At 65.8% G+C, this 20,726-nt stretch carries 15 protein-coding genes; 9 read left to right on the forward strand and 6 right to left on the reverse strand.

All coding sequences use genetic code 11. The features are described 5' to 3' along the window. The first annotated feature begins 62 nt into the window (after window positions 1-62). Window positions 63-1,370: a 2-oxoadipate dioxygenase/decarboxylase gene (gene hglS / locus AC5Y5C_RS12155; protein WP_499972381.1), complete on the forward strand. Its 1,308-nt coding sequence runs from the start codon at window positions 63-65 to the stop codon at window positions 1,368-1,370. Then, window positions 1,367-2,926: an L-piperidine-6-carboxylate dehydrogenase gene (amaB, locus tag AC5Y5C_RS12160; RefSeq protein ID WP_499972384.1), complete on the forward strand. Its 1,560-nt coding sequence runs from the start codon at window positions 1,367-1,369 to the stop codon at window positions 2,924-2,926. The genes hglS and amaB overlap by 4 nt, the downstream gene beginning before the upstream one ends. Window positions 2,927-2,958: 32 nt before the next feature. Here the strand turns inward: amaB and AC5Y5C_RS12165 are convergent, their stop codons facing one another. Continuing rightward, on the reverse strand, window positions 2,959-4,350 hold the full coding sequence (locus tag AC5Y5C_RS12165) for an SDR family NAD(P)-dependent oxidoreductase (RefSeq protein WP_499973161.1): 1,392 nt from the start codon (window positions 4,348-4,350) through the stop codon (window positions 2,959-2,961). Between the two features lie 150 nt (window positions 4,351-4,500). On the opposite strand from AC5Y5C_RS12165, the gene AC5Y5C_RS12170 reads away from it, so the two are divergent. The 4 genes from AC5Y5C_RS12170 to AC5Y5C_RS12185 all read left to right on the forward strand — a co-directional run bounded on the left by AC5Y5C_RS12170 (window position 4,501) and on the right by AC5Y5C_RS12185 (window position 11,032). Then, window positions 4,501-5,181, forward strand: coding sequence for a TetR/AcrR family transcriptional regulator (locus tag AC5Y5C_RS12170; RefSeq protein WP_499972386.1), 681 nt, complete (start codon window positions 4,501-4,503; stop codon window positions 5,179-5,181). 102 nt (window positions 5,182-5,283) lie between these two features. Continuing rightward, complete coding sequence (locus tag AC5Y5C_RS12175) at window positions 5,284-9,912, forward strand: ATP-dependent helicase (RefSeq protein WP_499972387.1); 4,629 nt, start codon at window positions 5,284-5,286, stop codon at window positions 9,910-9,912. A 68-nt stretch (window positions 9,913-9,980) separates the two neighbouring features. Next, on the forward strand, window positions 9,981-10,397 hold the full coding sequence (locus AC5Y5C_RS12180; RefSeq protein WP_499973164.1) for a VOC family protein: 417 nt from the start codon (window positions 9,981-9,983) through the stop codon (window positions 10,395-10,397). Then, window positions 10,394-11,032, forward strand: a complete 639-nt coding sequence (locus AC5Y5C_RS12185; protein WP_499972390.1) for a pyridoxamine 5'-phosphate oxidase family protein — start codon at window positions 10,394-10,396, stop codon at window positions 11,030-11,032. Before AC5Y5C_RS12180 ends, AC5Y5C_RS12185 begins: the two co-directional genes overlap by 4 nt. Here AC5Y5C_RS12185 and AC5Y5C_RS12190 read toward each other — a convergent pair. The 3 genes from AC5Y5C_RS12190 to AC5Y5C_RS12200 all read right to left on the reverse strand — a co-directional run bounded on the left by AC5Y5C_RS12190 (window position 11,021) and on the right by AC5Y5C_RS12200 (window position 15,248). Then, a complete protein-coding gene (locus tag AC5Y5C_RS12190) occupies window positions 11,021-11,914 on the reverse strand; it encodes a pseudouridine synthase (protein ID WP_499972394.1) in 894 nt (297 codons plus the stop codon). The two genes, AC5Y5C_RS12185 and AC5Y5C_RS12190, sit on opposite strands and share 12 nt — an antisense overlap. A gap of 22 nt (window positions 11,915-11,936) precedes the next feature. Next, on the reverse strand, window positions 11,937-13,706 hold the full coding sequence (locus tag AC5Y5C_RS12195; RefSeq protein ID WP_499972396.1) for a glycerol-3-phosphate dehydrogenase/oxidase: 1,770 nt from the start codon (window positions 13,704-13,706) through the stop codon (window positions 11,937-11,939). A gap of 114 nt (window positions 13,707-13,820) precedes the next feature. Then, window positions 13,821-15,248, reverse strand: a complete 1,428-nt coding sequence (locus AC5Y5C_RS12200) for an NAD(P)H-quinone dehydrogenase (RefSeq protein ID WP_499972397.1) — start codon at window positions 15,246-15,248, stop codon at window positions 13,821-13,823. Between the two features lie 93 nt (window positions 15,249-15,341). Here AC5Y5C_RS12200 and AC5Y5C_RS12205 point away from each other — a divergent pair, with 93 nt between their 5' ends. Beyond that, complete coding sequence (locus tag AC5Y5C_RS12205) at window positions 15,342-15,818, forward strand: gamma-glutamylcyclotransferase family protein (RefSeq protein WP_499972398.1); 477 nt, start codon at window positions 15,342-15,344, stop codon at window positions 15,816-15,818. Here the strand turns inward: AC5Y5C_RS12205 and AC5Y5C_RS12210 are convergent. Both AC5Y5C_RS12210 and AC5Y5C_RS12215 read right to left on the reverse strand, forming a co-directional pair. Next, a complete protein-coding gene (locus tag AC5Y5C_RS12210) occupies window positions 15,815-17,029 on the reverse strand; it encodes a M20 family metallopeptidase (protein ID WP_499972400.1) in 1,215 nt (404 codons plus the stop codon). The genes AC5Y5C_RS12205 and AC5Y5C_RS12210 overlap by 4 nt on opposite strands. Beyond that, a complete protein-coding gene (locus AC5Y5C_RS12215; RefSeq protein WP_499972404.1) occupies window positions 17,026-18,231 on the reverse strand; it encodes a M20 family metallopeptidase in 1,206 nt (401 codons plus the stop codon). The genes AC5Y5C_RS12210 and AC5Y5C_RS12215 overlap by 4 nt, the downstream gene beginning before the upstream one ends. A gap of 36 nt (window positions 18,232-18,267) precedes the next feature. Between AC5Y5C_RS12215 and AC5Y5C_RS12220 the strand changes: the two genes are divergently transcribed. Together AC5Y5C_RS12220 and AC5Y5C_RS12225 are read left to right on the forward strand one after the other, a co-directional pair. After that, window positions 18,268-19,107 carry a purine-nucleoside phosphorylase gene (locus tag AC5Y5C_RS12220; RefSeq protein ID WP_499972406.1) on the forward strand — a complete coding sequence of 280 codons (840 nt, stop codon included), beginning with the start codon at window positions 18,268-18,270 and terminating at the stop codon, window positions 19,105-19,107. After that, window positions 19,104-20,726 carry a phospho-sugar mutase gene (locus AC5Y5C_RS12225; protein ID WP_499972408.1) on the forward strand — a complete coding sequence of 541 codons (1,623 nt, stop codon included), beginning with the start codon at window positions 19,104-19,106 and terminating at the stop codon, window positions 20,724-20,726. The genes AC5Y5C_RS12220 and AC5Y5C_RS12225 overlap by 4 nt, the downstream gene beginning before the upstream one ends.

Genomic DNA, 20,726 nt, shown 5'->3' on the forward strand with positions numbered 1-20,726 from the left:
GACCAGGGACGACAAGGAACGGACTTGCGCAGGCCAATCACCTCAACTCTGAGACGAATACGATGACGACACTCATCCCCCGTTGGGAACTGCGAGCGGGTTTCGCGGCGGCACTCTCCAGGATGTATGGGACAGAGGTTCCCGCATACAACACGTTGGTCGATGTCAGCACCGACGTGAATCAGACTTACGCCGCAACACATCCAGATGCAGAACGGCTCGGATCGGTCGAGCGCGTGACCGCAGAACGCCATGGTGCGATCCGCGTGGGCAGCCCGCGGGAACTTGCCGCCGTTGCCGACCTGTTCGAGGCGTTCGGGATGTATCCCGTCGACTTCTACGACCTGCGTGACGCCGCGTCGCCGGTGCCCGTGGTCTCCACGGCGTTCCGGCCGATCGACGAAAAAGAGTTGGCACTCAACCCCTTCCGCGTGTTCACCTCAATGCTGGCGACCGCCGACCGCCGGTTCTTCGACCCGGGCCTGCGCACCCGTGTGGAGAACTTCGTCGAGCAGCGAGAGCTATTCGATCCCGCGCTGCTGGCACACGCGCGCATGATCAGCGCTGCGGGAGGAGCCACCGCGGCACAAGCCCAGGACTTCATTCGCGAGGCCGTTAAATCCTTCGCGTTGTCCAGCACCCCGATCGACCGTGCTTGGTACGACGAACTTTCGGCGGTCTCGCCCGTCGCCGCCGATATCGCCGGCGTGGACGGCACGCATATCAACCATCTGACGCCGCGCGTGCTCGATATCGACGACCTGTACCGGCGAATGACGGCACGGGGTATCACCATGATCGACGCGATTCAGGGACCACCCCGGTGGCACGGGCCGGACGTTCTCCTGCGGCAGACCTCATTCCGGGCGCTGGCCGAGCCGCGTCGTTTCCGTATGAGTGACGGTTCCGTGGCCGGCGATACGCTGCGGGTCCGGTTCGGCGAAGTGGAGGCCAGAGGCATAGCCCTGACCCCGGCCGGGCGTACCCGCTACGACCAGGCCATGGCCGCCATCGATGCCACGCACGCAGATCCCGAACGGGCCGCGTCCATATGGGCCGATCACTTTCCCGATACCGAAGCCGGCTTGGCCGAGCAGGAACTCGCGTACTTCCGTACAGACAGCGGCCCCGAAGGTGAGATCGTGCGCAGCGCCATCGTGTACGAGGACTTCCTGCCGCGCTCGGCCGCCGGGATCTTCCGATCCAATCTTGATGACGACGGTTCCTACGGGGACGGCGCCGATCATTGCACCGCCGACTATTCGAAGGAATGGATGTCCGGCGCCATCGGCCGGGACATTCACGATCCCTACACGCTCTACGCCGCCATCGCAGCACAATCTGACCTCACGATAGGAGCCGACCGATGACCACCACCCTGCCTGCCTCATCCCCCGAGGTGCTGCCGTCCGCCGAGGAGTTGCGCGCACGGGCCCAGAACGCACTGCGCTGGATCGGCGCCGACGTAGAACTGAGCACGGAATCGCGTGAGCATGGCGGCGTTGCGGTCCGCACCCCCATTACCGGGGACACGCTTTTCACGCTCGCGGCGAGCTCCACGGAGGAAGTCGACAACGCCATCACCGAAGCTGCCCAGGCCTTTTCGCAATGGCGCAGCACCCCCGCCCCCGTCCGCGGCGCATTAGTGGCCCGCCTCGGCGAGCTGCTGACGGAACACAAGAAGGACCTGGCCGAGCTGGTAACCATCGAGGCCGGAAAGATCGTCTCAGAGGCCCTCGGCGAGGTGCAGGAGATGATCGACATCTGCCAATTCGCGGTCGGGCTGTCCCGTCAGCTCTATGGCAAGACGATGGCGTCCGAACGCGCGGGGCATCGTCTGATGGAGTCCTGGCATCCCCTCGGGGTCGTCGGGGTCATATCGGCGTTCAACTTTCCGGTCGCCGTGTGGTCGTGGAACACCGCGATCGCCCTGGTCTGCGGTGACACCGTGGTGTGGAAGCCGTCCGAGCTGACGCCGCTGACTGCCGTTGCCTGCCAGGCACTTCTGGACCGAGCAGCCGCCGACGTGGGGGCGCCGCCGGAAGTCAGCCGACTGATCCAGGGCGGCCGTGAGGTCGGCGAACAACTCGTCGACGATCCACGCGTCGCGTTGGTGAGTGCGACCGGATCGGTGCGGATGGGCCAGCAGATCGGCCCACGGGTGGCCGCGCGCTTCGGCAGATCACTACTCGAGCTGGGCGGAAACAACGCGGCGATTGTGACCCCCTCGGCAGACCTGGACCTGGCGGTGCGCGGCATCGTGTTCTCTGCCGCGGGCACCGCCGGTCAGCGCTGTACCACCTTGCGGCGGTTGATCGTTCACCACTCTGTCGCCGATGCGCTGGTGGAACGCATCGTCAACGCCTACGGCCAGCTGCCGGTGGGCGACCCCTTCGACGAGCACACCTTGATCGGCCCACTGATCAACGAGAAATCGTTCCGCGATATGCAGGACGCCCTGGAAGCCGCGCGCGCACAAGGCGGGACCGTCCTCGGCGGTGAACGCCGGAAGCTGGGCGATGGTGCCTACTACGTCACCCCCGCCGTCGTGCGGATGCCCGAACAAGGCGACGTTGTGCACCGGGAGACCTTTGCCCCGATTCTCTACGTGCTGGGCTACGACACCCTTGACGAGGCGATCGCACTGAACAACGCAGTGCCTCAGGGTCTTTCCTCGGCGATCTTCACCCTGGACATGCGCGAGGCGGAGCGCTTTCTGGCCGCGGACGGATCCGACTGCGGCATCGCGAACGTCAACATCGGTACCTCGGGCGCCGAGATCGGCGGAGCGTTCGGTGGAGAGAAGGAGACCGGCGGCGGCCGCGAGTCGGGCTCCGACTCGTGGAAGGCGTACATGCGACGCGCCACAAACACCGTCAATTACTCCACGGAACTGCCATTGGCCCAGGGCGTTCACTTCGGCTAGTCGGTTCGGCCCCTGGTGGCCGCCACGGTGCGCTACCAGGGGTGGGGCTGGAAGTCCTTGAGGAAGCAGCCATACAGATCGACGCCGCGCTCACCCTGAACAATGGGGTCGTACACCCGGGCGGCGCCGTCCACGAGATCCAGCGGCGCCCGAAATCCCTCTTCTGCCAAACGCATCTTGCTGCTGTGTGGACGCTCATCGGTGATCCAGCCGGTATCGACGGCGGTCATCAGGATGCCTTCAGAAAAGAGTTCACCCGCACTCGTCCTGGTCAGCATGTTCAACGCGGCCTTGGCCATGTTCGTGTGCGGATGCCCAGGGCCCTTGTAGCCACGCGAGAAATTGCCCTCCATCGCGGATACGTTCACCACATACTTGCGCTTGGCGGTCGAGGCACGCAGCGCCGGCCGAAGCCGCGATAACAGAATGAACGGCGCCACGCTGTTACACAGTTGGACCTCGAGCAGTTCCAGCGGGTCAATCTGATCGACCGTCTGCACCCAGCTGTTGGTGTCGACGAGATCGGGTAGCAGCCCACCGGCATCGACAGCCGTGCCGTCGGCGACCCGGTCCGGCGTGGCCGAGCCGGCGGTCAAGGCCAACGAGACCAGCGAGTGCGCGGCGGCCTCGGAGCCCTCTCCGAGCGCCAAGGTGTGCGGGTGCAACTCACTGGAATCACCCATCGCCGTAATCGGGACACGCGCGGCGGCGCCACTGAGCGGCGCCTGTTCGGCATCGACCAAGGAGGTGTACGAGCCCGGGCTGCGCCGGACCGTCTGGGCGGCATTGTTGATCAGGATGTCCAACGGGCCCTGTGCGGCAACTTCATCGGCGAAACGCGCCACCTGCGCTGGGTCGCGCAGATCGATACCCACGATGCTCAGCCGGTCAAGCCAGCCGGCCGCATCGGGCAGCTGCGCGAATCTGCGGGCCGCATCCCGCGGGAACCGGGTGGTAATGGTGAGGCTGGCCCCGTCTCGCAACAACATCAAGGCGATGTACATCCCGATCTTGGCGCGGCCACCAGTCAGCACCGCCCGCCGCCCGGTCAGGTCGGTGCGCTGATCGCGCCGTGACCTGTTGGCGGGCGCGCAATCCGGGCACAGTTGATGGTGGAAGGCATCGATCTCGGTATATCTGACCTTGCAGATGTAGCAATGCTGCGGACGCCGCAACGTCCCCACGGCGTCACCGCCACGCAGCGGCAGCCCGGCCGTCTCGTCGTCGATCCGATCCGCCGAACCTGTGGCGGTCGCGCCGATTACCGCGCGGTCGGCATCCAGCTCCGCCTGGCGCGCCTGGCGACGGCGCTGTCTCTTGAGGATCTTGAAGAGTTTCGCGACCCCGCGTTGCACAGCAATCGAATCGGGATGATCGGGCGCAAGCTCGGCGGCCTGGTCCAGAACACGCCCAAAGATGGCCATGTCCTCGGGGTCGATGTGCTTAGCCACCGACGCAGTGTAGTTAGGCCGGCGGCACCTCCCGTAATCGCAGATCCGACCCAACCCGGCTGAACTTGGCGAGTGCTCACCGATCGCGCCAGTGAGAACCTGCCGCCTAGTAAAATCTGCTGGATGACCGACGACTCCGATGCAGTTCGCCCGAGCGGCTCATCGCCTCGCCGTCGGCTGACCCCCGAAGATCGGCGCGCCGAGCTCCTCGAGTTTGGAACTCAACTATTTGGCGAACGTCACTATGACGACGTCCGCATGGATGAGGTAGCTGAGCAGGCCGGCGTTTCACGGGCACTGTTGTACCGCTACTTTCCCGACAAGCGCTCGTTCTACACCGCGGTGATGCAGGCCGAGTACGACAGGCTTTACGACGCCACGATCTCACTGGACATGGACCCGACGCTCACCGGTTTCGAGCGTCTGCGGCGCACCCTTCTGGTCTACCTGCACTACCAGGAAGAGCATCCTTACGCGCCGGTGACCGTCTTCCGCATGATCGACTCGGCCGATCCCACCGTGGCGGCCATCGAACAGCAGGAATACGACAAGCAGACCGACCGCATCATGGCCGTCGTCGAACATGTCGCCGGCGATGAATTGACGCCGGATCTGGTCACCATCCTGCGGGTGGTCATCCGGGCGTGGCTGACGTTCAACCAGGAGCTGGCTCGCCAACGGGCCATCAACCCGGACCTCGATGTCGACTGGCTCGCCGATACCTCCGCGCACGCCATGATCGACGCCGTGCGCCGGGTGCCGAACATCCCGAAGGCTGTAGTCGATCTCATGGGCGCCGATTAGATCCCCAAAGTCGCTTCGCTCCCGCCCGCCGGAAAGATCCCCAAAGTCGCTTCGCTCCCGCCCGCCGGAAAAATTGTCGGTCCTTGTTGGCACGATGGTCTGATGAGCAGCGAGTCCGGTCCACTCGCCCGGTTCTCGACACCTACTCGGGAATGGTTCGCCGAATCATTCCCGGCTCCCACGCAGGCGCAATCCGAGGCCTGGCAGTCCATCGCCAACGGCGACAACACCCTCGTCGTCGCCCCCACCGGATCCGGTAAGACTCTCGCAGCGTTTCTGTGGGCCATCGACACCCTGGCCGGTGCCACCGGCGACCGGCGCGGGCCGGATGTCGCCGGCACTGCGGCTCCGCGCCTGGATGTCGCCGGCACTGCGGCTCCGCGCCTGGATGTCGCCGGCACTGCGGCTCCGGGAACCCGGGTGCTGTATATCTCGCCACTCAAGGCACTCGCCGTCGATGTCGAGCGAAATCTGCGCGCCCCCCTTGCCGGGATAGCCCGGACCGCACTGCGGATGGGCCTGCCCGAACCATCGATCACCATCGGGGTGCGCTCAGGCGATACGCCCGCGCAGCGCCGCCGCGCATTGATCTCCTCTCCCCCGGACATCCTCATCACCACCCCCGAATCGCTGTTCCTGATGCTGACCTCGGCGGCGCGCGAAACATTGGGAACTGTCACCACTGTCATTGTGGACGAGGTGCACGCGGTGGCCGGCACCAAACGCGGCGCACATCTCGCGCTCTCCCTTGAGCGACTAGACGAGCGTCTTTCTCAGCCCGCGCAGCGAATTGGTCTGTCGGCGACGGTGAAACCCGCGGCAGAGGTCGCCCGCTTTCTGTCCGGCCGCGCTCCCGCTACTGTCGTCGCCCCCGCCAGTCCCAAGACCTTCGATCTGTCGGTGGTCGTGCCGGTTTCGGATATGAGCGCCCCCGACACCTACCCGGATCCGGAAGCCGGCGCCGATTCGCCCCGGGCGGGGGGAAACACGATTTGGCCGCATGTCGAGCAGCGCATCGTCGACCTCATCGAGGCGCACCGGTCAAGCATCGTCTTCGCCAATTCGCGTCGCCTCGCCGAGCGGCTCACCGCCAGGTTCAACGAGATTCACGCTGAACGTCTCGGTATAGACCTCACCCCGGCGCCCAATCCCGGCGTACCCGGAGGACCCCCGGCGCACATCATGGGCAGTGGGCAGACCTACGGTGCCGCACCCCTGCTGGCCCGGGCGCATCACGGCTCGGTGAGCAAGGAACAGCGTGCGAACATCGAAGACGACCTCAAGACGGGCCGGCTCAAATGCGTAGTGGCCACCAGCAGCCTGGAGCTCGGAATCGATATGGGCGCCGTTGATCTGGTGGTCCAGGTGGAGGCGCCACCGTCGGTGGCCAGTGGACTGCAACGCATCGGTAGAGCCGGTCACCAAGTGGGCGAGGTCTCCAGAGGCGTTCTCTTCCCGAAGCACCGCACCGATCTGTTGGGCTGCGCGGTCACGGTGCGGCGCATGCTCGACGGAGATATCGAGACCCTGCAGGTGCCCGCCAATCCGCTGGACATCCTGGCGCAACACACGGTGGCCGCGTGCGCGTTGGACCCGCTGGACGTCGAGACCTGGTTCGACGTCGTCAGGCGTAGCGCCCCCTTCGGCTCCTTGCCGCGCAGCGCGTTTGACGGGGTGCTCGACCTACTCAGCGGCAAGTACCCATCGACCGACTTCGCCGAGCTGCGCCCGCGCGTCGTCTACGACAGAGACGAAGGAACGCTCACCGGACGGCCCGGAGCGCAGCGGCTGGCGGTGACGTCCGGTGGCGCCATTCCCGATCGCGGCCTGTTCACGGTGTACATGTATGGCGGCGCCGAAGGCGAGAAGCCCTCACGGGTCGGGGAACTCGACGAGGAAATGGTGTACGAATCACGGCCGGGCGACGTGATCTCATTGGGTGCCACCAGCTGGCGCATCACCGAGATTACCCATGAGCGGGTCGTGGTGGTCCCGGCCTTCGGGCAACCGGGCAGGTTGCCGTTCTGGCGCGGCGACGCCGTGGGGCGGCCCGCCGAGCTGGGCATGGCACTGGGACACCTCACCGGCGAACTAGCCGCCGCACGCGATGCAGAATTCGAGATACGTTGTGCCGCTATGGGATTCGATGACTTCGCGATGGGGAACCTGCGCACGCTGCTCACCGACCAGCTGCAGTCGACGGGTGCCGTCCCTACCGATACCACGCTGATCGTCGAGAGATTCCGTGACGAGCTCGGCGACTGGCGCATCGTGCTGCATTCACCGTACGGACTACGGGTCAACGGCCCGCTGGCACTCGCCGTCTCCGATCGGCTCCAGCAGCGCTACGGCCTCAGCGAGTCACCCACCGCCACCGACGACGGCATCGTGGTCCGGCTCCCCGACACCTCCGATACTTTAGACAACCCGCCCGGGGCAAGTCTTTTCGTCTTCGATGCCACGGAAATCGAGGCCATCGTGACCCGGGAGGTCGGCGGGTCTGCACTATTCGCGGCGCGGTTCCGTGAATGCGCGGCGCGCGCCCTGCTGCTGCCCCGCCGAACTCCCGGCCGCCGATCGCCGCTATGGCAGCAGCGCCAGCGTGCCGCGCAATTGTTGGATGTCGCGCGCAAGCATTCCGATTTCCCGATGATTCTGGAGGCGTTGCGCGAATGCCTGCAGGACGTCTACGACATCGGAACCTTGGTGCGCTTGATGTCCGGCATCGAGCAGCGCCGGGTCCGGATCGTCGAGGTACAGACAGACACACCTTCTCCCTTCGCGGCCGCACAATTGTTCAGCTATGTCGGCGGATTCATGTACGACGAGGATCGCCCGCTGGCCGAGCGGCGGGCCGCGGCGCTCTCACTGGATACCGGCCTGCTCGCCGAGCTCATGGGCCGTGTGGAGCTGCGAGAGCTCCTCGAGCCGACCGTCATCGAGGCGACCGAAAGACAACTGCAGCATCTAGCCGACGAACGCAAGGCTCGCGACCCCGAGGGCCTTGCCGACCTGTTCCGGCTCCTCGGCCCCCTCACCACCGATGAGGTCACCGCACGCTGCACCGGTGCCGGGACCGACTGGCTACGTGAGCTCGTCGGCGCACGGCGGGTGGTCGAGACCCATTACGGGCAGTGTGCCTGGTGGGCCGCCGTCGAAGATGTGGCACGGTTGCGTGACGCACTCGGGGTGCCGGTGCCGCCGGGCGTCCCCGCAGCCTTCGCCGATGCGACCGCAGACCCGCTCGGAGAGCTGCTGGGCCGATATGCACGGACACACGGCCCGTTCACTACCGGGCAGGCGGCCGAACGCTTCGGCATCGGTGTCCGGGTTGCCGCTGACGCCCTGGCGGCGATGGCCACCCGCGGCCAGTTGGTACGCGGCGAATTCACTTCCGATGCCACAGATTCTGAGCAGTGGTGTGATGCGGAGGTCCTCCGGATTCTGCGTCGACGGTCCCTCGCGGCACTGCGCGCACAGGTGGAACCCGTCAGCACGGCGGCGTTCGCACGGTTCCTGCCCGATTGGCAGTACCTCGATTCCAGCCTGCGGGGGGTCGACGGGGTGGCCACCGTCATCGACCAACTCGCCGGGGTACCAATACCCGCGTCCGCCTGGGAGCCACTGATTCTGGCGCGCCGGGTCCGCGACTACTCCCCCCAGATGCTCGATGAGCTGCTGGCCTCCGGGGAGGCGGTGTGGTCTGGACACGGCTCCATCACCGCACAGGATGGCTGGATCGCATTGCACCCGAGCGGGGTCGCGCCGGCCACACTCGCCGCGTCCACTCCCGTTGTTCTCGACGAGGCACACCGAGCGATCCTTGATGGCCTGGCCGCCGGCGGCGGATTCTTCTTCCGCCAGTTCGGCGAGGGTGCCACCAGGGCGGCGTTGTGGGATCTGGTGTGGGCGGGGCAGGTGACGGGAGACACCTTCGCGCCTGTTCGAGCGCTGCTGGGCGCCAGCACCACATCGCGCACCGCGCACCGGAGCCGGCGAGCTCCGCGACTGCGTGCCTATACGCCCATCCCCACTGTGGCACCGGTCGATCCCGCGGTCGCCGGCCGGTGGTCATTACTCCCGGAGAGGCTTGCCGACGGTACCGAGCGCTCGCATATGCAGGCCGAGTTGCTGCTCGGAAGGTACGGGGTGGTGACCAAGGGCAGCGTCGTCGCCGAGGGTGTCGCGGGCGGATTCGCGTGGCTGTACAAGGTGTTGTCGACGTTCGAGGACAACGGACGCTGCCGCCGAGGCTATTTCGTCGAATCGCTCGGGGGCGCACAGTTCGCCTCGCCGACGACGGTCGACAGGCTGCGTGAGTATCTCGACGCCGTGGACGACGAGCGCAAACCGTACCGGGCAACGGTGTTGGCGGCGACCGATCCGGCCAATCCGTATGGCGCAGCACTGGTGTGGCCGCGGGCGTCGTCCGACTCCGGTCATCGGCCGGGCCGCAAGGCCGGGGCACTCGTAGCGCTCGTGGACGGCCATCTGGTTCTCTACGTCGAACGGGGCGGCAAGTCCCTGCTCAGCTTCGTGACCGACCCCACGATGCTGCACGCCGCGGCATTGGGCACGATGGAATTGGTCCGCGATGGCGCGCTCGATGGTCTGGTAATCGAAAGAGCCGATGGCAGATCGGTCTTCGACATCGGAGAGTCAGCCGTCATCACCGCTTTGGTGGAGGCCGGTTTCGCACGCACTCCGAGAGGATTACGGGTGCGCCGATGAGCGCCTGCGCGAAGAGGGGACAGTACCGATGAGCGCCTGCGCGAAGAAGAAACAGTACCGATGAGCGCCTGCGCGAAGAAGAGGAGACGGTACACGTGAAGGTGACCCGGTTCGACCACATCGTGATCAACTGCACCGACGTGGAGACGACCGCTGCCTGGTATCAGCGCGTCCTCGGCATGACTCGGGAAACATTCGGCCCCGCGCGCCGTACGGCCCTGACCTTCGGCGAACAGAAGATCAACCTGCGGCCCGTCACGACAACCCAGGACGAGTGGTTCACTGGCCGGGCCGCGGCGGCTGGATCGGATGACCTGTGTTTCGTCACCGATGCCTCGCCGGCCGAGGTTCGCGAGCACCTCGGTGCATGCGGGGTGGACATCGAGCAGGGCCCGGTGACCAAGATCGGGGCACTGGGCGATATGATCTCGCACTACTGCCGCGACCCGGATGGAAACCTCATCGAGATCGCGGTGTACCCGTGACCAACAACCACTACCACCACCTCGCGTTCGGCGCGGACGCGATCCAGCGGCAGCGGGCCAACGGTAGCTATGTCGCCTACGGCACACATCTGGAACGCCCCGACGACGGACCCGATGCCCTCGGCTCACGGGAGCTACGGATGATCGCCGAGGCCACTCAGTTCTGTCTGGGCACCGTCACGCCGACGGGATGGCCATACCTGCAATACCGCAGCGGTCCCGCGGGATTCGTCCGTCACCTCGGCGGCAACACGCTGCGGTTCATCGACCTTCCGGGTAACAGTCAGTTCGTGACGCTCGGAAACCTCACGGCCGATGATCGGTTGGCGATGTTCTTCGTCGACTACCCACGCAAGCAGCGCCTCAAGTTGTTCGGCCGCGGCACCGTCCATGACGATCAGCGCCGCGAGATCGAAATCGCGGTAGAGGCATTTGACTGGAACTGTTCGCGCAGCATCATTCCCCGCTACGACCAGCAGTACCTCTCCGATCTCGGCAAGGCCTACCAAGAAAAAGCGGCAGTCAGAGAGGCCGAGTTGACTGCCGAAATCGATACGCTCCGCGCCCGCATCGCCGAACTCGAGCAACGCCTCCCGGGGAGCTACACGGAACATCCCCGGGCATCACAGCCGTAGCTTCCTTGCGGATTCGTATCGGACCTCCGAGCCGGTGAACGGATCCCGGAAGGCCAAGGAGCGCGCCACGAGTTGCAACGGGCGCGTGAAGTCGTCTGGTGCCACCTCGACAACATCCGGATACAGCGAGTCATGGGCAATCGGGATTCCCAGGCTGTTCATGTGCACCCGCAGCTGATGGGTCTGCCCGGTGCTCGGGGTCAGGCGATACCTGCCTGTCGAACCATCGCGATCGAGCAGCTCGATATGCGTCTCGGCGTTCACCGGCCCCGGTTCCTCGACCGCCTGAAGGATGCTGCGCCGCTTGACGATCCTGCTTCGCAGCGTGACCGGCAAGGCAACTCCGGGGTCAATGGGCGCTAGCGCCTCATAGATCTTGACGGCCCGGCGTTGCGCAAATAGCGATTGATATGCGCTGCGCGCCTCGCGGCGGATAGTGAACAGCAGCACGCCCGCGGTGAGCCGGTCGAGGCGGTGCGCGGGTGCCAGTTCCGGCAGATCCAGTCCCTTACGTAAACGCACCAGCGCCGTCTCGGTGATATGCCCTCCGCGCGGCATCGTGGCGAGGAAGTGCGGCTTGTCGACCACCAGAACGTTATCGTCCCAGTGCAATACGTCGATGGCGAAGGGAACCGGAATCTCTGCAGCCACGTCGCGATACGTGTACACCGACGATCCCACCCGCAGATGTGTATCCGTGGTAACGGGCACACCTGCGGCGTCGACAACCTCACCACGGCTCACCTTGTCAGCGGCGGCCGGGCCGAATCGGGACACCAGCTCATCAAGAACACGGCCACCCGTCCGAATTCGAATCCGGACCGGCCCCAAGCCCTCCCGGACCGGTAGTGGTGGCTCAGGAGCCCTTCTTCTGGGGCTCATGGCCCGGACTTACTACCGAGTCTTACTTGGATGGCGACAACACGTCGGTCACCGGTTCTACGATGAACGAGCGCGCCTCGGGCGCGGCGACTCGCAATGCATCCGCCGACGCATCGTCGGGCTGACGCTGCGAGCGCACCTCGGCGTCAACCCGCGCACGGTACGTATCCACCTCACGCACAACGTCTTCCGGCGACCAGCCAAGCACCGGAGCCACCAACTCGGCGACCTCCTGGGCGCAGTCAACGCCACGATGCGGGTATTCGATGGCGATACGCATGCGCCGGGCGAGAATGTCTTCCAGGTGCAAGGCGCCTTCGGCCACCACCGCGTAGAGCGCCTCTACCTTCAAATACATCGGCGCCTTGGCGATCGGTTGCAGCAAGCTGTGATCAGAGCCCGCACAGGCCAGCACCTCGCCGATCAGCGAGCCGTATCGGTCCAGCAGGTGCCGCACCCGGTACGGATGCAGGCCGTACGTCTCCCCCACGTGCTCGGTCTGATTGATCAGCGCGAAATACCCGTCGGCGCCTAGCAGCGGCACCTTCTCGGTGATCGAGGGCGCCACCCGCGCCGGCACGAATTCACTGGCCATATCGATGGCATCGGAGGCCATGACGCGGTACGTCGTGTACTTGCCGCCCGCGATGGCGACCAGACCCGGAGCCGCCACCGCGACGGCGTGCTCTCGGGAAAGCTTGGACGTGTCGTCATCCTCGCCGGCCAGCAGGGGGCGCAGTCCGGCATACACCCCATCGATATCGTTGTGCGTCAACGGCGTTGCCAGCACCGTGTTCACCTTGTTCAGGATGTAGTCGATATCCACCTTGGTGGCCGCGGGGTGTGCCAGGTCGAGGTTCCATTCGGTGTCGGTGGTTCCGATGATCCAGTGGTTGCCCCACGGGATGACGAAGAGCACCGACTTTTCTGTCCGCAGGATGATCGCCACCTCGCTGACAACCCTGTCCCGTGGCACCACGATGTGAACACCCTTGGACGCGGTCACCCGGAACCGGCCGCGGGTTCGCGATAGCGCCTGGATCTCGTCGGTCCACACGCCCGTGGCATTGACCACGACATGCCCGCGCACCTCGGTTTCGGCACCATTTTCGGTGTCGCGCACCACCACACCGGTGACGCGATCGCCCTCGCGCAGTAGCGAGACCACCTGTGTGGATGTTCTGACGACCGCCCCGTAGTGCGCGGCGGTGCGGGCCACATTCATGGTGTGCCGAGCATCGTCGACCACAGTGTCGTAGTAGCGGATACCGCCGATGAGCGAGTTGCGCTTAAGCCCCGGCGCCAGCCGCAGCGCACCCGCGCGGGTGAGATGCTTTTGGGCGGGAACGGATTTCGCACCACCCATCTGGTCGTACAAGAAAATGCCGGCGGCCACGTACGGCCGCTCCCACCACCGATTGGTCAGCGGGAACAGAAACGGCAGGGGCTTGACCAGATGAGGCGCCAGTGTCGAGAGCGACAGCTCCCGTTCACGCAATGCCTCCTGAACCAGCCCGAATTCGAGCTGCTCCAGGTAACGCAAGCCGCCGTGGAACATCTTCGAGGAGCGACTCGACGTCCCGGCGGCGAAGTCGCGCGCCTCGACCAATGCGACCTTCAGCCCACGCGTGGCCGCGTCGAGGGCCGATCCGGCGCCGACAACACCCCCGCCGATCACGATGACATCGAACTGTTCGGATCCCAGGCGCTCCCAGTTCAGCGAACGGGCCTGCGGTCCAAGGAACGTGTAGGTGGGTCCGCCCGATACCGATGGGCTGGTTGCGTCACTCACGACTGCTCCCTTCCACGCCCACTACGGGCCCCGGAGTCCTTCCAGAAAGCCACGTTACCGGCCGGTAGCGCTCTCGTCTGTGATGCACGCCGCTGTAGCGCATGTCGCCCGAGGTCAGTCCAGGTCATCGTGGGCGATCAGCTGGCGCGCCGCCTCCGTTACCGAACCGGACAGAGACGGATATACCGACAGCGTCTGCGCCAGATCGTTCACCGAGAGCAGGTTCTGCACCGCGAGGGCGATGGGCAGAATCAGCTCAGAGGCATTCGCGGCCACCACGACACCACCGATCACCACACCTGTGGCGGGACGGCAGAAGATCTTGACGAAACCACGCTTGAGGCCCGACATCTTGGCCCGGGGATTCGTATGCAACGGCAGCGTGACCGTGCGCGCCGGCACCTCACCGTTGTCGATGGCCGCCTGGGACACTCCCACGGCGGCGATCTCCGGGCGGGTGAAGACAGCGGCAGCAACGGTTTTCAATTTGATGGGGCGCACCGCGTCACCGAGCGCGTGATACATGGCAATGCGGCCCTGCATCGCCGCCACCGAGGCCAGCGGCAGCAGGCCGGTGCAGTCACCCGCGGCGTAGATACCGGCCACCGACGTGCGTGACACCCGGTCGACGGCGAGATAGCCGCCCGAGCCGAGCGTGATGCCGACCCGCTCCAACCCCAGACCTGCGGTGTTGGGAACCGACCCCACGGTCATCAGCACATGGCTGCCGTCGACCACCCGGCCGTCGGCCATCGCGACGCGGACGCCGGTATCGGTTCGTGTCACCGACTCAGCCCGGGCATTCTTGACGAGCGTCACACCACGTTCGGCGAGCGTGTCCTCCAGGACCAGCGCGGCATCCTCGTCCTCGTGCGGAAGCACCCGGTCCCGGCTGGCCACCACGGTCACCTGAACTCCCAGCTCCGTGTAGGCGTGGACGAACTCTGCGCCCGTCACACCCGATCCCACCACGATGAGATGTTCGGGCAGCTCCTCCAGGTCATAGAGCTGGCGCCAGGTCAGGATCCGTTCGCCGTCGGGGCGCGCATGAGACAGCACCCGCGGGCTGGCGCCGGTGGCAATGAGCACCACGTCGGCTTCCAGAATGGTGCTGCTCCCGTCCGCCGCGGTGGCCTTGACCCGGTGAAACGCCATCCCGACCACATGATCGACCAGCTCGGCCCGTCCGGAGATCAGACGTACCCCGCCGTTGCGCAGCCGCTCGGCGATATCGGCCGATTGCTCGGCGGCAAGGCGCTTGACGCGGTTGTGGATCTGCGGAAGCGAGATCTTGGCATGTTCCACGTCGATGTCAAAGCCCAGGTTGGGCGCGCGCCGCAGGTCGGTGCGCACACCGGTTGACGCGATGAACGTCTTGGACGGCACGCAATCGAAGAGCACACAAGCGCCACCGATGCCGTCGGAGTCGATCACCGTCACCTCGGTGGCGCTTCGTTCATGGGCCTTGCCCATCTGACTGGCCACGAGCGCCGCCTCGTATCCCGCTGGTCCTCCACCAATGATCACGATGCGCGTTGCCACGGCATCAAACCTACAAGTACAGACCCGACCCGGCTTGCCATCCTGGGGCAACCTTGCCGTCATCTTCACCACAGGACCACTAGGCTTGCCCCCGTGCCGCTCTACGCCGCCTATGGCTCCAACATGCATCCCGAGCAGATGTTGCAGCGGGCACCGCACTCACCAATGGCCGGCACCGGCTGGCTACACGGCTGGCGGCTGACATTCGGCGGCGAGGACATCGGCTGGGAGGGCGCACTGGCCACGGTCGTGCAGGACCCCCACTCGAAGGTCTTCGTCGTGCTCTACGACATGACCGCCGCCGATGAGAAGAACCTCGATCGCTGGGAAGGTTCGGAGCTCGGCATCCACACCAAGATCCGCTGCCGGATCGATCGTGAATCCTCCGACACGACCATCGACCCGGTGCTGGCCTGGCTCTACGTCGTCAACGCCTACGAGGGTGGACTACCGTCTGCGCGGTACCTGGGCGTCATGGCGGATGCCGCGGAAATAGCTGGCGCCCCAGAGGATTACGTGCACGGCTTGCGCACCCGAGCGTCGCGCAACATCGGCCCCGGAACGAGCTAAGCCGATGGCGCTGTGTGCTGTGCTTGCTCGACGAGGTTGACCAGCGTCCGCACACCGACACCAAGCGCCCGTTCATCGATATCGAAGTTCGGTTGATGGATATCAAGCTGCGGGCCCGACCCCGACCACACACCCAGCCTTGCCATCGCACCGGGCACCTCCTCCAAATACCAGGAGAAGTCCTCGCCGCCGCCGGACTGCGTGGTCTCCGCGAGCGCGTCCAAACCGATGTCCTCGATCGCCCGCACGAAGATGTGGGTGGACTCGGACTCGTTGATGACGGGCGGGACCCCACGCCGGTAGTTGAGGGTGTAATCGATGCGTAGCGGGGCCAATAACCCCTCGATCACATCGCGGACGGTGTTCTCGAGCGTGATCCAGACATCCCGGCTTCCGGTGCGCACCGTGCCGGCCAATGAGCCGATCTGGGGAATGGCATTGGCTGCCTGCCCTGCGTTGACGGCCCCCCACACCATGACGGTGCCGGCGCGCGGGTCGATGCGGCGACTCAGCATCCCCGGCAATCCGGTGATGACGGTGCCGAGCCCGTACACCAAGTCGGCCGTCAGATGCGGTCGCGACGTATGTCCGCCCGGGGAGTGCAGCGTGATTTCGACGGTGTCCGCGGCCGAGGTGATCGCCCCCGCGCGGACCGCCACCTTACCTACCTCTAGACGTGGATCACAGTGCAGTGCAAAGATTCTCGTCACACCGGCCATCGCTCCGGTCGCCACCACGTCGATGGCGCCACCCGGCATGACCTCCTCGGCGGGTTGGAAGATGAGGCGCACACCCGAGGGGAGTGAGGGCGCCGAGTTGAGGGCCATGGCCGCACCCAGCAGGATCGCGGTGTGTGCGTCGTGCCCGCACGCGTGTGCGACGTTCGGCACCGTCGAGGAGTAGGAAGCCCCGGTGCGTTCCTGCATCGGCAGCGCATCCATATCCGCGCGCAGGGCCACTCGCGGACCATCTTCGGGCCCGAAGTCGCAGGTGATTCCGGTACCTCCGGGCAGCACCTTGGGATTGAGCCCGGCTTCGGCCAGCCGTGCGGCCACGTATTCGGTGGTGGCGTGCTCCTGGCGCGCCAACTCGGGATGCGCGTGGATGTGACGGCGCCACCGAATCAGCGTCTCGGAGTTCTCCGCGACCCAACGCTCCGCTATCCCGGACAGGGATGAGCCGCTTGCGTCAAGACCATCATGTTCGCTCATACCGTCACCGCCCTGCGCGCCAGCCGATCCAGCACTCTGGAACGCTCGGTCTCATCCTCGGCCAGTCGTATCACGGTGCGCGCCAACATCTTCGCTCCTTCAACGACTGCCCGATCGGCACCTGGTTCCTTGGCGGCCTTTTCGAAATCCGGCTGATGGATGACCGCTCCCCCCGAATCGATGCCGACGACCGGATGAATACCCGGCAGCACCTGCGTCACGTTGCCCATATCGGTGCTACCCAAAGGCACATTGGCCTCGAACTCCGCAGGCACCGGCGTGCGGCCGAAAGACTCCATTTCCTCGCGAAACACCCCGACCAGCCATGGATCCGGCGTCAGCTCCAGGTATGGCGGCGAAGATTCGACGAGTTCGTGACTGCATCCCGTCGCCATCGCGCCCGCGGCGAAGCATGCGTAAACCTTCTCCTCCAGCTCACGCAGAGAGGCCGATTCCACCGCACGCATCGTGTACTGCATTGCGGCGCGGGCCGGGATGATATTGGCCGCCTCGCCGCCCTCGGTGACGATGCCGTGGATCAGCTGCCCGGGTGAAAGATGCTGACGCAACAAGCCGATCGAGACCTGCGCGACGGTGACCGCGTCGGCGGCGTTGATGCCGAGCTGCGGCGCGACCGCAGCATGCGATTCCTTGCCGTGGTAGGTCACCATCACATCGGTCAGCGCCAGGGAACGCGCGCCCGCGATATCGATCGGCCCGGGGTGCAACATCACGGCCGCCGCGATGTCGTCGAAGGCACCCGCCTTGAGTAGAAGTGCCTTACCGCCCCCGTACTCCTCGGCCGGCGTGCCGATAACGACCACGGTGAGTCCGAGGGCGTCGGCGACCTCGGCAAGCCCCAAGCCGGTGCCGACGGCGGAGGCGGCGATGATGTTGTGCCCGCACGCGTGGCCGATCCCGGGTAGCGCGTCATATTCGGCGCAAACACCGATGACCAACGGTCCATCTCCATAAGTGGCGCGAAACGCCGTGTCCATACCGCCCTGACCGGTAACGATCTCGAATCCACGCTCGGCGAGCAGTCGCTGCGTTTTCAGGGCACTGCGAACCTCGTGGAACGCCAGCTCGGGTTCGGCATGGATATCGTGCGATAACGCCACCAGATCTGTCGCCGCGGCGTCCACGACCGTGCTGACGGTCTGGGCATGCGCGGTGGACGACGCTCCGGTGGTCAAGGGCATTAGATCAGTATCCCATCATGGTTAGGCTCCGTAGCTGTGACCGATCAGCGTCCCGCGCGAAGAGACGAAAGCACCGATGAGTCTCCGGACAACACGGCATCACTGGCGGCCGCGGAAATCGCGGCGCGCACGGGCGTCGCGTCCCACCCCGTCGCGGTGGTTCTTGGATCGGGCTGGGCTCCGGCGGCGGCGCAGCTGGGCACTCCCGCCACAAGCATTGCGATGGCCGACCTCCCCGGATTCAGCCCACCGAGCGCGGCCGGACACGGCGGTTCGGTGCTATCGGTGCCCATCGCCGGCACGGGTGAACGGATGCTCGTACTACTCGGCAGGATCCACGCCTACGAGGGGCACGACCTGCGCCACGTCGTCCATCCGGTGCGCACCGCGTGTGCCGCCGGAGCTCGGACCGTCGTGCTCACCAATGCCGCCGGAGGACTGCGCGAGGAATACAGCGTGGGGCAGCCGGTACTCATCGCCGACCATCTGAATCTGACGGCCCGCTCGCCGCTGGTGGGTGCACAATTCGTCGACCTCGTCGACGCCTACTCACCGCGAGTGCGAGCACTGGCGCGGGAGATCGACGACAGCCTCGCCGAGGGGGTGTACGCGGGTCTGCCTGGTCCGCACTACGAAACCCCCGCGGAGATCCGCATGCTGCGCACGTTGGGCGCAGACCTGGTGGGCATGTCGACGGTGCACGAGACCATCGCGGCCCGTGCGGCCGGGGCCGAGGTGCTGGGCGTGTCCCTGGTGACCAACCTCGCGGCCGGCATGACCGGAGAGTCCCTCAACCATGAGGAGGTGCTGGCCGCCGGGCGCGCGTCGGCCACTCGCATGGGCCAACTTCTCAGCTCGGTGATTGGCCGGTTATGACTGAGTCCCCGCCGGCAGCGCACACGATCCAGGAGTGGATCGAGCACGACCCCGAACCCGAGACCGCCGCGGAGCTGCGAGCCTGCTCCGAAGCGGAGCTCGCGCAGCGATTCTCCGAGCCGCTGGTGTTCGGCACGGCAGGCCTGCGCGGTACCGTCCGCGGCGGCCCGAACGGCATGAACCTGGCCGTGGTGCTGCGCACCACCTACGCGCTGGCCAAGGTTCTCAAGGATCGGTGCCTCGGCGGCTCGACCGTGGTGGTGGGCCGCGATGCTCGGCACGGGTCGGAGAAGTTCGCGCAGGGTGCGGCGGAAGTTCTTGCCGCCGACGGCTTCAAGGTGGTGCTACTGCCCCGTCCACTGCCGACGCCCGTGCTGGCGTTCGCGGTGCGGCACGTGGATGCGGCCGCCGGCATCCAGATCACCGCATCCCACAACCCTCCCACCGATAACGGCTACAAGGTGTACTGGTCGGGCGGAGCCCAGATCATCTCCCCCACCGATCGCGATATCGAATCAACGACAGCCGCAGCGCCTTTCGCCGATCAAATTCCCCGCACTCCCGTTACTCCCACCGACGACACCTTGGTGGATGCCTACATCCAGCGTGCCGCCACGGTGCGCCGAGGCTCTGGCGGCGTCCGCGTCGCGCTCACCGCCTTGCACGGAGTCGGCGGAGCCACCGCCGTGGCTGCGCTGAACGCCGCAGGTATCACCGACGTCCACGTGGTGGACAACCAGTTTCAGCCGGATCCAGACTTTCCCACGGTCGCGTTTCCGAATCCCGAGGAACCAGGGGCCTCTGACGCGGTGCTGGCTCGTGCCGCCGAGATCGATGCGGATCTGGCCATCGCGCTGGATCCGGATGCCGACCGGTGTGCCATCGGAATCCCCACCACGACGGGTTGGCGCATGCTGTCCGGGGATGAAACCGGCTGGCTACTCGGTGATTACATACTCTCCACGCAGCCACATTCATCGACTCCACCCGTGGTGGCCAGCACGGTGGTCTCCTCGCGCATGCTCGCGCGTATCGCGGCATCACTCGGCGCCCGGCATGTGGAAACCCTCACCGGATTCAAATGGCTTGTCCGGGCAGCAGATTTCGACCTGGTCTACGCGTACGAGGAAGCCATCGGACATTGCGTGGATCCGGCGGCGGTGCGCGACAAGGACGGTATCTCCGCGGCGGTGCTCGCGTGCGATCTCGTGACGCATCTGCGCGAGATCGGAACGAGCGTGGAGGAGAAGCTAGAGAATCTGGCGATCAGGCATGGTATTCACGTGACCTCGCAGGTGTCGCTGCGCATGGACTCACTCGACGACATCACCGCAATGATGACTCGCCTGCGAGCGAACCTGCCCGCCGCCCTGTCCGGGTTCCCCATCACCGCAGAGGATCTGCTGGACCAGCGAGGCCAACAGCGTACCGACGCGGTGATCCTTGCTGGCGAAATCGGCGGGTCATCCATCCGGCTGGTGGTCCGCCCCTCCGGAACCGAACCAAAGATCAAGTGCTACATCGAGGTCCGCGAGCCCGTCATCACGGATCCGACCGTCGCACGGATATGGGCCGGCGTGGTCGTCTCCGAGCTTGAGGCCTACGCCCGCAACATCTAG

It is taken from the genome of Mycobacterium sp. NGS15, from assembly GCF_059813245.1.

Excerpts from the sequence above, each read along its gene's own strand:
- hglS (WP_499972381.1), top strand. The coding sequence starts at position 63 with ATGACGACACTCATCCCCCGTTGGGAACTGCGAGCGGGTTTCGCGGCG.
- amaB (WP_499972384.1), top strand. The coding sequence starts at position 1,367 with ATGACCACCACCCTGCCTGCCTCATCCCCCGAGGTGCTGCCGTCCGCC.
- AC5Y5C_RS12165 (WP_499973161.1), bottom strand. The coding sequence starts at position 4,350 with ATGGCCATCTTTGGGCGTGTTCTGGACCAGGCCGCCGAGCTTGCGCCC.
- AC5Y5C_RS12170 (WP_499972386.1), top strand. The coding sequence starts at position 4,501 with ATGACCGACGACTCCGATGCAGTTCGCCCGAGCGGCTCATCGCCTCGC.
- AC5Y5C_RS12175 (WP_499972387.1), top strand. The coding sequence starts at position 5,284 with ATGAGCAGCGAGTCCGGTCCACTCGCCCGGTTCTCGACACCTACTCGG.
- AC5Y5C_RS12190 (WP_499972394.1), bottom strand. The coding sequence starts at position 11,914 with ATGAGCCCCAGAAGAAGGGCTCCTGAGCCACCACTACCGGTCCGGGAG.
- AC5Y5C_RS12210 (WP_499972400.1), bottom strand. The coding sequence starts at position 17,029 with ATGAGCGAACATGATGGTCTTGACGCAAGCGGCTCATCCCTGTCCGGG.
- AC5Y5C_RS12215 (WP_499972404.1), bottom strand. The coding sequence starts at position 18,231 with ATGCCCTTGACCACCGGAGCGTCGTCCACCGCGCATGCCCAGACCGTC.
- AC5Y5C_RS12225 (WP_499972408.1), top strand. The coding sequence starts at position 19,104 with ATGACTGAGTCCCCGCCGGCAGCGCACACGATCCAGGAGTGGATCGAG.